12 protein-coding genes and 1 tRNA gene are annotated in these 13,088 nt (G+C 66.1%); 8 read left to right on the top strand and 5 right to left on the bottom strand.

The window, feature by feature from the left end; genetic code table 11:
- The first annotated feature begins 54 nt into the window (after nt 1–54).
- Complete coding sequence (locus ACW17U_RS01340) at nt 55–3,294, top strand: error-prone DNA polymerase (RefSeq protein ID WP_492054542.1); 3,240 nt, start codon at nt 55–57, stop codon at nt 3,292–3,294.
- Nucleotides 3,295–3,360: 66 nt separating this feature from the next.
- On the opposite strand, the gene ACW17U_RS01345 is transcribed toward ACW17U_RS01340, so the two are convergent.
- The 4 genes from ACW17U_RS01345 to ACW17U_RS01360 form a co-directional block, all read right to left on the bottom strand.
- The gene (locus tag ACW17U_RS01345; RefSeq protein WP_492054543.1) at nt 3,361–3,987 is read right to left on the bottom strand and encodes a glutathione S-transferase family protein; all 627 of its coding nucleotides are present in this window, start codon (nt 3,985–3,987) and stop codon (nt 3,361–3,363) included.
- Nucleotides 3,988–4,145: 158 nt separating this feature from the next.
- Entirely contained in the window at nt 4,146–6,023 is a 1,878-nt protein-coding gene (locus ACW17U_RS01350) for a nucleoside-diphosphate sugar epimerase/dehydratase (protein ID WP_062149332.1), read from the bottom strand.
- 98 nt (nt 6,024–6,121) lie between these two features.
- Nucleotides 6,122–7,339, bottom strand: coding sequence for a molybdopterin molybdotransferase MoeA (locus ACW17U_RS01355; RefSeq protein WP_492054544.1), 1,218 nt, complete (start codon nt 7,337–7,339; stop codon nt 6,122–6,124).
- Between the two features lie 3 nt (nt 7,340–7,342).
- On the bottom strand, nt 7,343–8,173 hold the full coding sequence (locus tag ACW17U_RS01360) for a ferredoxin--NADP reductase (RefSeq protein ID WP_492054545.1): 831 nt from the start codon (nt 8,171–8,173) through the stop codon (nt 7,343–7,345).
- Between the two features lie 156 nt (nt 8,174–8,329).
- On the opposite strand from ACW17U_RS01360, the gene ACW17U_RS01365 reads away from it, so the two are divergent.
- The 5 genes from ACW17U_RS01365 (at nt 8,330) to ACW17U_RS01385 (ending at nt 11,170) form a co-directional block, all read left to right on the top strand.
- A complete protein-coding gene (locus tag ACW17U_RS01365; RefSeq protein WP_378109256.1) occupies nt 8,330–8,839 on the top strand; it encodes a hypothetical protein in 510 nt (169 codons plus the stop codon).
- A gap of 435 nt (nt 8,840–9,274) precedes the next feature.
- Nucleotides 9,275–9,350: transfer RNA gene (locus tag ACW17U_RS01370), tRNA-Trp, on the top strand.
- Between the two features lie 65 nt (nt 9,351–9,415).
- Nucleotides 9,416–9,727, top strand: coding sequence for a preprotein translocase subunit SecE (gene secE, locus ACW17U_RS01375; protein ID WP_062149323.1), 312 nt, complete (start codon nt 9,416–9,418; stop codon nt 9,725–9,727).
- Between the two features lie 9 nt (nt 9,728–9,736).
- Entirely contained in the window at nt 9,737–10,294 is a 558-nt protein-coding gene (nusG, locus tag ACW17U_RS01380; protein WP_062149320.1) for a transcription termination/antitermination protein NusG, read from the top strand.
- Nucleotides 10,295–10,492: 198 nt separating this feature from the next.
- On the top strand, nt 10,493–11,170 hold the full coding sequence (locus ACW17U_RS01385) for a hypothetical protein (protein WP_492054546.1): 678 nt from the start codon (nt 10,493–10,495) through the stop codon (nt 11,168–11,170).
- Here the strand turns inward: ACW17U_RS01385 and ACW17U_RS01390 are convergent.
- Nucleotides 11,167–11,625 (bottom strand): winged helix-turn-helix transcriptional regulator, encoded by a 459-nt coding sequence (locus ACW17U_RS01390; protein ID WP_492054547.1) that lies wholly within the window; start codon nt 11,623–11,625, stop codon nt 11,167–11,169. The two genes, ACW17U_RS01385 and ACW17U_RS01390, sit on opposite strands and share 4 nt — an antisense overlap.
- Before the next feature lie 95 nt (nt 11,626–11,720).
- On the opposite strand from ACW17U_RS01390, the gene ACW17U_RS01395 reads away from it, so the two are divergent.
- Nucleotides 11,721–12,461 (top strand): SDR family NAD(P)-dependent oxidoreductase, encoded by a 741-nt coding sequence (locus ACW17U_RS01395; RefSeq protein WP_492054548.1) that lies wholly within the window; start codon nt 11,721–11,723, stop codon nt 12,459–12,461.
- Nucleotides 12,462–12,473: 12 nt separating this feature from the next.
- Nucleotides 12,474–13,073, top strand: a complete 600-nt coding sequence (locus tag ACW17U_RS01400; RefSeq protein WP_492054549.1) for a 2-hydroxychromene-2-carboxylate isomerase — start codon at nt 12,474–12,476, stop codon at nt 13,071–13,073.
- Nucleotides 13,074–13,088: the final 15 nt, after the last annotated feature.

The raw sequence follows: 13,088 nt of genomic DNA on the forward strand, positions 1-13,088 counted from the left end.
TTCCCCCTCCGGCGGAGGAGGGCCGTCAGGTCCGGAGGGGGCTAGGGCGACCCCATGACCCCCGCCTATGCCGAGCTGCAGGTCACCAGCAATTTCTCGTTCCTGCGCGGGGCCTCGCACGCCCGCGAACTGATCCCGACGGCCCAGGGCCTGGGTCTGGCGGCCGTCGGGATCGTCGACCGCAACACCCTGTCGGGCGTGGTCCGGGCCTGGACAGCCGCCAAGGCGCTGCAGGTCCGGGCCCTGACCGGCTGCCGGCTCGACTTCGCCGACGGCACGCCCAGCCTGCTGTGCTACCCGTCCGATCGCGAGGCCTTCGCCCGCCTGACCCGCCTGCTCACCGTCGGCCAGCGCCGGGCCGGCAAGGGCGAGTGCGAGCTGCACTGGGAGGATTTCCTGCAGCATGCCGAGGGGCAGCTGGCCCTGATCGTGCCCCCGGCCAGGCTGGATGAGTCCTTCACGACCGACCTGAACCGCATGGCCGGTGAGCTGCGCGGCCGGGTCTGGCTGGCCGCCAGCCGGGCCTATGCCGCCCGCGACCTGCAGCGCCTTGCGCGGCTGGAGGCGCTGGCCCGCGAGTCCGGAGCACCGATGGTCGCCACCAATGACGTGCTCTATCACGGCCCCGAACGGCGGCCCCTGCAGGACGTCATGACCTGTGTGCGCGAGCACTGCACGATCCAGGAGGCGGGCTTCCGGCTGCAGGCCAATGCCGAACGTCACCTGAAGGCACCGCAGGAAATGGTCCGCCTGTTCGAACGCTGGCCGCGCGCCGTCGAACGCACCCTGGAGATCGTCGAGCGCATCGGCTTCGACCTGGGCCAGCTGAAGGAGGAATATCCCGACGAGCCGGTGCCGCCGGGCAAGACCGCCCTGCAGCACCTGACCGACCTGACCTGGGCCGGCGCGGCCTGGCGCTATCCCAAGGGTGTCCCCCCCAAGGTCGCCGACCAGCTGGCCGAAGAGCTGCGTCTGATCGGCAAGATGAACTATCCCAACTATTTCCTGACCGTGCACGACATCGTGCAGGAGGCCCGCAAGATGGGCATCCTGTGTCAGGGGCGGGGATCGGCGGCCAATTCCTCGGTCTGTTTCTGCCTGGGCGTGACCGCGATCGACCCGACCGAACACCGCCTGCTGTTCACCCGCTTCATCTCCGAAAACCGGGGCGAGCCGCCCGATATCGATGTCGACTTCGAGCACGAGCGGCGCGAGGAGGTGATGCAATATGTCTATCGCCGCTATGGCCGCGACTATGCCGCCATCTGCGGCACGGTGATCCATTACCGGCCGCGCAGCGCCATCCGCGATGTCGGCAAGGCCCTGGGCCTGACCGAGGACGTCACCAGCCTCCTGGCCGGCACGGTCTGGGGCAGTTGGGGCTCCGGCCTGCCGGAGGCGCATATCCGCAAGGCGGGTCTGGACCCCGAGGCGCCGGAGATCGCCCGCGCGGTCAGCCTGGCCTCCGAACTGCTCGGCTTTCCCCGCCACCTGTCGCAGCATGTCGGCGGCTTTGTCCTGACCAAGCGACGCCTCGACGAGACCGTGCCGATCGGCAATGCCGCCATGAAGGACCGAACCTTCATCGAGTGGGACAAGGATGACATCGACAGTCTCGGCCTGATGAAGGTCGATATCCTGGCCCTGGGCATGCTGACCGCCATCCAGCGCGGCCTGGGCATGCTGCGGGCCGAGCATGGCCTCGACATCCACGATCTGGCCGACATCCCGGTCGAGGTGAAGGGTGTCTACGACATGCTGACCAAGGCCGACTCGGTCGGGGTGTTCCAGGTCGAGAGCCGCGCCCAGATGTCGATGCTGCCTCGGCTGAAGCCTGCAGAGTTCTATGATCTGGTGATCGAGGTGGCGATCGTCCGGCCCGGCCCGATCCAGGGCGACATGGTCCATCCCTATCTGCGGCGGCGAAGTGGCAAGGACCCGGTGGAATGGCCGGCCCCGTCGCCCGAGCACGGCCCGGCCGACGAGCTGAGGGGAATCCTCGGCAAGACCTTCGGCGTGCCGCTGTTCCAGGAACAGGCGATGAGTCTGGCCATCGAGGCGGCGAAGTTCACGCCCGACGAGGCCGACGGCCTGCGCAAGGCCATGGCCACCTTCAAGAACCTCGGCACGCCGGCCGAATATCGCGCCAAGTTTGTCGAGGGCATGGTGGGGCGCGGCTATCAGCGCGACTTCGCCGAGCGCTGCTTCAAGCAGATCGAGGGCTTCGGCCACTATGGCTTCCCCGAGAGCCATGCGGCCAGTTTCGCCAAGCTGGTCTATGTCTCGGCCTGGCTGAAATGGGCCTGGCCCGACGTGTTCTGCGCGGTGCTGATCAATTCCCAGCCCATGGGCTTCTACCAGCCGGCCCAGCTGGTGCGCGACGCCCGCGAGCACGGGGTCGAGGTGCGACCGCCCGACGTGCTGAGCAGTGACTGGGACTGCACCCTGGAGGCGGCGCCGGCCGTCGCGTCGTCGGGTCGTCGCGACGACAAGCTGTTCAATCCCGACACCCGCCCGCTGTGGAAGGCCGTCCGTCTGGGCCTGCGCCAGATCAAGGGCCTGCGGGAGGCCGAGGTCCAGCGCCTGATCATGGCCCGGGATGAGGGCGCGCAGGCGCCGGCGGACTTCGCCCAGGCCGGTGTCCCGCAACGGGCGCTGGAACTTCTGGCCGAGGCCGATGCCTTTGCCGGGGCAGGCCTCAGCCGGCGCGAGGCCCTCTGGGCGGTCAAGGGACTGGCAGGTGAAAACAGGGCTCCGGTCCAGACGCCGCTGCTGGCGGGCCTGCCGCTATTCGAGGCGGCGGTGAACCTGCCGGTCATGGCCCTGCCCCAGGCGGTGGCCGAGGACTATCGCACCACCAGCCTGTCGCTGAAGGCCCACCCCTGCGCCTTCTACCGGTCGAGGCTGGACGCGATGGGCGTGATTCCCGCCGACCGTCTGCCTCAGGTCCGGGATGGCCGGCGGGTTTCGGTCGCGGGGATCGTGCTGATCCGGCAAAGGCCCGGCACCGCAAAGGGCGTGGTGTTCATCACCCTGGAGGACGAGACCGGCGTCGCCAATGCCGTGGTCTGGAAGGACCGCTTCGAGGCCGACCGCGCGACGGTGATGACCGCCTCCCTGCTGGTCGTTCACGGCAAGGTACAGTCCGCCGAAGGCGTGATCCACGTGGTCGCCGAGCGCTTCACCGACCTGTCGGCCGAGCTCGGCCGTCTGAAGGAAGACACCGCCACCCCGGCACCACGTGTGCGGTCCAGGACGTCAGGACGACTGCAGCGTAGCCGGGACTTTCACTAGGCAGGTCCTTCTCAAGGCGGGTCTTCAAACGACCGACTCTGCCTCGCCTCAAAGCGGAGACGGCGTTTATGTGTTCACGCCCTCATGCGAGCGCTCCATGGCGCGCTTGTAGGCGTCGCGGCCGGTGGTCCGGGCGAGGTAGGCCTGTTCGGCGTCGCCGAGGCTGAGGCCGCAGGTCCGCTGGCCCAGGTTCAGGGCGTAGGTCACCGAGATGTCGGCGGCGGTGAAAGCCTCACCGGCAAGATAGGGCGAGCGGGCAAGCCTTTGGCTGACCAGCTTCAGCCGCTTCTGGAACGATTCCAGGCACCAGGACGCGCCCCAGTTCGCCCGCTCGGACTCGGGCGCGATGAAGCGGCTGACGATGACGGGCATCATGAGGGTTGCGAGGCCGGCTTCACCCAGGTGCAGAAACTGCTGGTAGGCGGGGAAGGTCGGATCGTGGGGCGAGGGTGCCAGCGGCGTCGGCCCGTAGCGGGCCATCAGGTATTCCATGATCGCGATCGACTCGACCATGACAACATCGCCGTCCTGGATCGCCGGGATGTAGTCGGCGGGATTCACAGCCAGGAACTCGCTATCCCGCTCGGCGGCCAGCATGTCCACCTGCCGTACGCAGTAAGGAAGGCCCATTTCCTCCAGCACCCAGACCACCCGGACCGATCGCGAGGTCTGTCCGCCCCAAACGGTGATCATGCGCCGGCCCCTAACTGATGTGACAGGGAAGCAACTTTAGAGGACCCTGACGCTCCAAGCCCAGGTAAAGCCCACGCCTCAGCGCGGTCAGCTTCCCGAGCCAGGCCGAGCATGGGTATGTCCGACAGCGGAGCGCTGGCCGTCACGGGTCGCACGGCTCAAGCCCGGGTGCGTGCCTTGGGTTGGGTGACCGGCTCGTTGCAGCGAATGCTTTCCACCAGGGCGAACAACTGGGTGCGAACGCTAAACTCGTCGCCGGCCATGGCGGAGGCTTCCAGCGTCGCCAGCACTTCGGCATCGATCATCGGGGGCGGCGTCATGGGCGCGGCCTCGATGACGCCCGGTGCCTTGGGCTTGGCGGCCTCGTTGACGTCGACCAGTACCTCGGTCAGCTTTTCACCGGGGCGAAGGCCGGTAATGCGGATCTCGATGTCGCGGTCGGGCACCAGACCCTGCAGTTCGATCATGCGGCGCGCCAGATCGATGATCTTGACCGGCTCACCCATCTCCAGGGTCAGGACACCGGCAGGCGGTTCAAGCGAGATGGTCGAGAGGGCGACGGCCCGGAGGACCAGTTGCACCGCCTCGGGGATGGTCATGAAGAAGCGCTCGACCTGGGCATCGGTCAGGGTAATGGGCCCGCCGCGCGCAATCTGATGCTGGAACAGCGGCACCACAGAGCCTGCCGAGCCCAGCACATTGCCGAACCGGACGATGCTGACCCGCGTCTCATGGCTGGAGCCATACTGACGGGCCAGGGTCTCGGCGATGCGCTTGGTCGCGCCCATCACGCTGGTCGGGGCCACGGCCTTGTCGGTCGAGATCAGGGCCATGTGCGCGGCACCAAAGGCCTTGGCCGCCATGGCGACGTTGCGGGTGCCCAGGACATTGGTCCGCGCGCCTTCGCAGGGATGGTTCTCGACCATGGTGACGTGCTTGAGCGCCGCAGCATGGAACACGATCTCGGGCCGTTCAGCGGCGAAAACGCGGTCCAGCCTGGCGGAGTCCCGGACGTCGCAGAGAATTTCGCGGCGTGCCAGGGTCGGCCAAGCCTCGCCCAGTTCGCGATCGATGTGGAAGAGATTGGCCTCGGAAACATCCAGCATGATCAGCTGGGCGCAGCCGCTGGCGGCGATCTGGCGACACAGTTCCGAACCGATGCTGCCGCCAGCCCCGGTGACGAGGACGCGGCGTCCCGAAACCAGCGCCCGGACCGGCTCCGGATCCAGACAAACGGGCGGGCGACTGAGCAATTCCTCAAGGCTGATTTCGCGCAGGGCTGTGGCGGTATGGCCCATCTCGACCACGCCATGCCGGCGCAGCAGGCGCATGCCCTCGCTCTTGAGACGGCCCAGACGCTCGGCCCCGAAGGCGTTCATCGGGCTGTCGGCCAGGAAAAGGATTGCCGCCGGGGCCAGGCCGCCCTCGCGGAGCTGGGCCAGCACATCGTCAAAGGCCGCGATCGACCCCAGAACGCAGACGCCGCGCAGTTCGTCGCCGGTTTCCTTGTCCATGGGCGAAACCACGCCCACCGGCGTATAGCGCTCGCCAAGGCCCGTGGGCGCGCGCAGGAATTCTTCGGCCTCGGCCGCAGCCCCGACGATCAGCAGACGGGGCTGGGCGGGGTGGGCCGCAGCCGGCCGCAGGCCCAGAACGGCCTCGAACAAGACGCGTTCGTGCAGGCCGCGCCGCACCACCCGCAGACTGGCCAGCAGAAACACCTGGATCACAAAGGCCCCGATCAGGGCGCGAAGACCCTCGAACCGGTGCGTGGTCAGCCATAGCAGGGCGGCGAAGACCAGGCAGCTGATAAAGGCGGAGCGCGCGAGACGCAGGATGTCGCTGGCCGCCACGAAGCGCCACGGAACGCGCTCGACCCGAAGCACCAGTTCGACCAGCAGGGCCGAAACCGCAAACAGGCCGGCCTGTGGCAGCACGTGCATGTCGATGTTGGTGACGCCGGCCAGAACGCGGCCAGCCAGAAAGGCCAGGAAGGCTAGCAGCGTATGCGCTGCGATCTTTCCGGCACGGCCCATAGACGAAACCTCTACATCAAACGCCCGGCCGAGACCCGGAGTCGTCCGGGCTTAGCACGCCTGCTCGCCGCCGTCCTCCCCATCGCCTCAGGCAAATGTCAGGCCCGCGTAAGGGGAAGGACGTCGACGAGATCTCCCGCCGATGCGGCGGCGGCATGCACAGGTCGTCGGATGAGAGCATCAGCCCTGGCGAACACGCTGACCAGCGAGGAATCCTGATCGGGGAATACGGTCACGATTGCTCGCCCGCGAGGGTCGATAGCGAGGTTCGCCCGCATCCAGTGCTCACGCGGGCCATTGGCCGGCAGGGCATGATCGAGATGGGCACCGATCAGGGTGGTGGCCGGATCACGTCCGGTCAGGGCTGAGATCAATGGCCGCAGGAAAAGCTCCGCACAAACCAGCGCCGAGGCCGGATTGCCGGGAAGCCCCAAGACCCGACGTCCGTCGGCAAGGGTTCCAAACCAGGTCGGCTTGCCGGGGCGGACAGCGACAGATTCCACCGCCAGAGACAGCCCCAACTGCGACAGGGCAGGCTTGACCAGATCGTGGTCGCCGACCGAGGCCCCGCCGATGGTGACGATGAGGTCGGCCTCAATATCCGTCACCGCGGCGGCGATGGCCTGGGCACTGTCAGCGGTGGGCATCAGCCTCTGCGCCGATCCACCCCAGGTTTCGACCAATGCGGCCAGGGCGATGGAGCCGGACTCGAAGATCTGGTCGGGGCCCGGATCGCCGCCAGGCTGAACCAGTTCGTCACCTGTGGCCAGAATGGCGATATGGGGTCGCCGGACGACTTCCAGCTTGGCGCGCCCGGCCGCCGCCGCCAGGGACAGCCGCCAGGGATCGAGCCGGCTGCCCGAGTCCAACAGGCCGTCGCCGGCGCGGAAATCACCGCCGGCGGGGCGAATATGAGCCTTGGCGTCGTCTTCGCTGTCGAAGCGCACGGTGTCGCCGTCGCGGTGGGCCTCTTCCTGGATGATGACCAGATCGGCACCTGCCGGAACCGGCGCTCCGGTAAAGATCCGGACCGCGTCGCCCGCAGCGACGATGCCGCCATAGGCCTTGCCGGCGGCGCTTTCGCCGGCCACCCGAAAACGAGCATCCGGCGTCAGGTCGGCGCGGCGGATGGCCCAACCGTCCATGGCCGAGGCGGCAAAGGGCGGCTGATCGCGACCGGCCGTGACCGGGGCGGCCAGGACCCGTCCGAGGGCCCCCTCCAGGGCGACCGTTTCTGCGCCCAGCCGGGATATCCCTGCCAGGATGCGGGATCGGGCCTCCTCGACCGCCAGGTTTTTGAGTGGCACCTGCGCCATGCCCTAGCCGACGAAGGCCCGCTCGATCACGAAATCACCCGGTTCGGCATTGGAGCCTTCCTTTAGGCCATGGGCTTCGAGGAGGGCGGCGGTATCCTTGATCATGGCCATTGAGCCACACAGCATGGCGCGATCATGCTCGGGATCGAAGCGGTCGGTATCGAGACCCAGGTCACGGAACAACCGGCCACTCTCGATCAGATCGGTAAAGCGGCCCTGACGCTCGAACGGCTCGCGGGTCACGGTGGGGTAATAGACCAGCTGCGCGCGGGCCTCATCGCCCACCAGCGGGTCGTCGAAGATCTCCGAGGTGAAGAGGTCTCGATAGGCCAGTTCCTTCACCTCGCGCACGCCGTGGGCGACAATGACCTTCTCGAAGCGGCTATAGGCGTCGGGGTCGCGTGCCACCGACAGCCAGGGTGCCAGGCCTGTGCCAGTGCCAAACAGGAACAAGCGTTTGCCCGGGCGCACGGCGTCCAGAACCAGAGTGCCCGTGGGCTTCTTGCCCAGCAGGATCTGGTCGCCGGGCTGGATCTGCTGCAGGCGCGAGGTCAGGGGACCATCGGGAACCTTGATCGAAAAGAACTCCAGTTCTTCGGCGAAGCTGGGCGAGGCGATTGAATAGGCGCGCAGGATGGGCTTCTTCTCGCCCAGCTCTTCGCGGGGAGGCAGGCCGATCATCACAAACTCGCCGGACCGGAACCGGAAGCTGGCCGGGCGGGTGATCGCGAAGCTGAACAGGCGATCTGTCCAGTGCTTGACCCACAAGACCGTCTCGACGAACTGGGCGGGTTCCTTGGTCGGCGTAGCGGGGGCTGGGGCGGCCGTCATCATCAATGTTTCGGTCCTGGGCGCTTGCGCGCGAAGAGGTCAAACGAGAGCGCCGCCACGGCCCTGAGGCGACGCAGGTTTCATTTGAGGACCGGGGCGGAGAAGTCAACTCGGCAGCGGGCTCGGTCCTACGGGAAAATCTTTCGCAAAATCGTCAAAATGCGCGGCGACGCTTTTTCTAAATGCGTCAAAAATGTGATTGCCGACCCAACAAACGGGGCGCAGACTTCCATCTGCTTCGTTCGCGGAGCCAACGATACGGAGGAACGTATGCGGGTAAGGTTCGTGAGGGCCGCCGCGGCGGCCAGTCTGTTAGCGTTTGGTTTGGCCGGTTGTGGTGATGGCGGCGCGAAGACGAAAGTCGCGCTGGCTCAACAAGTTGTATTGGAAGCAAAATCGGTGACGGCGACGGGCTGCGTGCGCCCGGTCGAAACCACCTCGTGCCTTGTGGTTCGCGGTCGTGCAGGCGGATACTATGACATCAGTTCCGCCAGCCCGGCACCGGATCCGAGCAAGGGGGTCGCGGTGTCATTGCAAGGTAAGGACCTGGGCAAAAACACCGAATGCGGTCGTCAACTGACCGACGTGAAGTGGTCCTATCTGGGCATTCAGTGCGCAGCGCCTTCCACCTCGGCGTCGATCGAACGGCACGAGAAAAAGGCGGAATAGACCTGTGCGGGCGGCGCGCAAGCGACCGCCCGACGGTTTGGTTCTGGTCTGAAGTCCTGGATCCAGGCCCCGCTTTGGGGGTTCTGACCCAGAGAACCCCTCTGCGCAGTCCTGTTGCGGGGGGGGGGCGACTGACGGCACCCTAGCCGGTGCGTCTATGGGCGTCGCATTCGCCGGTGCTTGGCGGTTCTGGCATCGAGCGCGCGGGAGGCACAGGGTCTTGCTGCCGATCCACCGACGCTGCTGGCGACGCTCTGTCCTGCGGACTTCCTGGCCCAGAACGCCGCAGAGACCGTCCAGGCCGCTTGCCCGGCGGAGATGACCCTGCTAAATGGCGCGGCTCTGGCGATTGGACCAGCGTGACGAAGGCCCTTGAAGGTCTCCGCCTCGCCGCCATTTGTTCAGAGACCGCGATCCGAAAGGGTCAGGGTCTGCAGGAGTGTAGCTCAGCTGGTAGAGCGTCGGTCTCCAAAACCGAAAGTCGTGGGTTCGAGTCCCCCCACTCCTGCCATTTTATGTCTTCGATAGGTCCGGGTCCCCGGTCTGTCGCTTTGGAAAGTCGTGAGCCTCAAGAGCATGGCCAGGAAACCGGGTTCCAGCCCGTCCGCGATCAAGAGCCGCGCCGCCCGTACGGCGGCAGCGCTCGCGCCCGCCGGTGGGGCTCCCGCCGCAGCGGCAACGCCCAAGAAGAAGGGCACGAATCCCGTGCAATTCTTCCGCGAAGTGCGTGCTGAGGCCCGCAAGATCACCTGGACCACCCGCAAGGAGACCTGGATCACCTCGGTGATGGTTTTCATGATGGTGGTGCTGGCGGCTCTGTTTTTCTCGGCGGTCGATGGACTGCTGGGCCTGGGAGCCAAGGCGCTCCTGTCGTTCGCCGCGGGATAAGAAAAGTCGATGAGCACCGAAACCGCGTCCAACCCGAACCACAAGTGGTACATCGTCCACGCCTACTCGAACTTCGAGAAGAAGGTGGCCGAGAGCATCCGCGAGCAGGCCCGCAGCCAAGGGCTCGAGGACAGCTTCTCCGAAATCCTGGTTCCGACCGAGGACGTCGTCGAGATCCGTCGCGGCCGCAAGGTCAATGCCGAGCGCAAGTTCTTCCCCGGCTATGTGCTGGTGAAGATGAACCTCTCGGACGAAGCCTATCACCTGATCAAGAACACCCCGAAGGTCACCGGCTTCCTGGGCAGCGCGTCCAAGCCGCAGCCTGTCTCGGAAAAGGAAGTTCAGCGCATCGTCGGCGCGATCGAAGAGGGCGTCGAGCGTCCGAAGACGGTCGTACTGTTCGAGATCGGCGAGAACGTGCGCGTCACCGACGGTCCGTTCGCCAGCTTCAACGGTTCGGTCGAGCAGGTCGACGAAGAGCGCTCGCGCCTTCGCGTCACCGTCTCGATCTTCGGCCGCGCCACCCCGGTCGAGCTGGAATACAATCAGGTTGAAAAGATCAGCTGATTTCGATCCCAGTGTCGATCTGACCAATCGAAAGCCCTGCGCATTTGTTGGCGCGGGGCTTTTGTTTGAATGGATCCGCGGTGTGCTGAGCACCGGTTCTGGGCGTTAGCCGATTTACGTTTTCATCGTCCTAGTCTAAGCGCGGTCATCGAAGGTTTGTGATCGAACCTGAAGCTGCGGATGTTCTGGAGAGAGCCCTTGCGAAACGTGATTCCTGCAGTCGCCCTGATCCTGCTGGCCTCCACAGCGCTTTCAGCTTGCGACAAGTCGGATAAGCAGGCGGCCGCCAGTCATGCGGCCAAGGTTGAACGCGCCGGCCCGATTACCTGGAATGCCAGCGCCGCTGCCTTTGAGATGAACGGCGCGCCCCTTCGGACCGTCAAGCTGTGGACCTTCCGCGATTCCACCGACGGTTTCGCCGCTGTCACCAGCAAGATCGCGCCTTCGGCAGATGGCCTTTCCATCACCATTGCCGATCCGACCCTTCGGTCTCCCAAGGGCCTCGGGATCGATGGTGCCAAGTATCAGCTCGTCCTGGTGCGGTTGACCCGCACAGCCCCAGGACAGGCCTGGAACGGCGCGCTCTATTACTCGACAACGGACCATGCCGAGAGCGGCCAGTATTTCGGCAAGCCGGTGATCGGCGGCAATCCCGCAGTCAATGAGACCACCACCATGGTCTACAACATGGGCCAGCTGGTTCTGGGCGGTGATGACTGGCGCACCTCGACCATCAACCAGATCCGCCTGGACATTGAAGACAAGACCGGCGGTGCCTTCGTTCTCCACCAGGTTGCTATCGTGCAGAGCCCGGACGCCACGGCCTTCAGGCGGCCCGAGGCCGCGCCCAAGCCTGCGGTCGCCCCGGCACCCTAGCCTGCGCCCCGGGCAGGAGACTCCCGGGTCTCTACGTCCCTGGCCTTCACAACATCGCCGCAGGCCGAACAGACCTGTACCGGGTGGAAGTCGCAGCCGCAGACCTTGTGCCGACGCAGCAGGGGCGGACCCTCTGCGCCGGCATAGTAGGCATCGCCAAAATGGGCGACGGCCATGATCACCGGATGCAGGTCCATCCCCTTGGCGGTCAGCCGGTATTCGTGGCGGGGCGGATTGGTCTGATAGGCCTCGCGGCGCAGCACGCCTTCGTCGACCAGCATCCGCAGGCGATCGGTGACGATGCTGCGCGAAATACCCAGGCGCGCCTGGAAAACCTCGAACCGCCGCACGCCCAGGAAACAGTCGCGCAGGATCATCAGGGTCCACCGATCGCCGATCACGGCCAGGGATCGCGAGACCGAGCAGGGCTGGGCGGCGAGATCATCCCACTTCATGGCATTGCAGTCCTGTTGCGTGCGTCGGCATTCTGCATTTGACTCAGTACAGATTCAATACGAACCTGATCCGAGATGAATTCAGGGAGATGGCGATGGCGACGACCCAGAAGGGCGCGTGCCTTGTGGTGGGTGTCGGTGACGGTGTCGGCAGTGCCATCGCTCGGGCCTTCGCCGCCGAGGGCTACGAGGTCTGCATGACCCGCCGCCCGCGCCATCTCGATCAGCTGGAGGCCCTCGCCGAGCAGATTCGCGCCGATGGTTGCCGGGCTCGTGCCTATGGCGTCGACGCCCGTCAGGAGGCCGAGATGGTCGCCCTGTTCGACAAGATCGAAGCCGAGGTCGGCCCGCTCGAGGTGGTGGTCTTCAACATCGGGGCCAATGTCCGTTTCGGCATCGTCGAGACCACGGCCCAGGTATTCTCCAAGGTCTGGGAGATGGCCTGTTTCGCCGGCTTCCTGACCGGGCGCGAGGCAGCCCGGGTCATGGTCCCGCGCGGTCGCGGCACGATCCTGTTCACCGGCGCCAGCGCCAGCCTGCGCGGCAAGGACGGCTTTTCTGCCTTCGCCTCGGCCAAGGCCGGCCTGCGGGCCCTGGCCCAGAGCCTGGCGCGCGAGATGGGCCCGCAGGGCGTGCATGTGGCCCATGTGGTGGTCGACGGGGCCATCGACGGGGTGTTCACGCGCCAGATGCGCGACGATGTGCAGGGCCTGCTGGACCGCGACGAGATCCTCAAGCCGGATGAGATCGCGGCCAACTATGTCTGGCTGCACAACCAGCCGCGCTCGGCCTGGACCCACGAGATCGACCTGCGCCCCCATTCTGAAACCTGGTGAGGAGCTGCTGACATGAGCAAGACCATCGACTTCATTTTCGACTTCGGCAGCCCCAACGCCTATCTGGCCTGGAAGGTCCTGCCCGACATCGCGGCGCGGCGCGGGGCCGAGATCCGGCTGATCCCCTGCCTGCTGGGCGGCATCTTCAAGCTGACCGGCAACCAGGCTCCGATGGTCGCCTTCGGCGGGGTCAAGGGCAAGATGGCCTATGAGATGCTGGAGACCCGCCGCTTCATCGCGACCCATGGCCTGACCGCCTTCCAGTTCAATCCGCACTTCCCGGTCAATACCCTGCTGCTGATGCGTGGCATGGTCGCTGCCCAGCGGCTGGGCGTCGGCGAGGCCTATTTCGAGGCCATGCTGCAGGGCATGTGGGAGCAGGGTCTGAAGCTCGACGATCCAGAAGTCTTCACCGCCGCGCTTGATCGTGCGGGGCTTGATGGCGCAGCCCTGCTGGCGGCGACCGGAGAGCCCGAGGTCAAGGCCGAACTGGCCGCCAATACCGATGGCGCTGTGGCCCGGGGCGTGTTCGGGATCCCGAGCTTCTTCGTCGGCGACGAGATGTTCTTCGGCAAGGAACGACTGGGCCAGGTCGAGGCCGAACTGGGCTGAGCGCCGGGCCAGCCT

The sequence above is a fragment of the Caulobacter sp. AVps16 genome, from assembly GCF_058681455.1.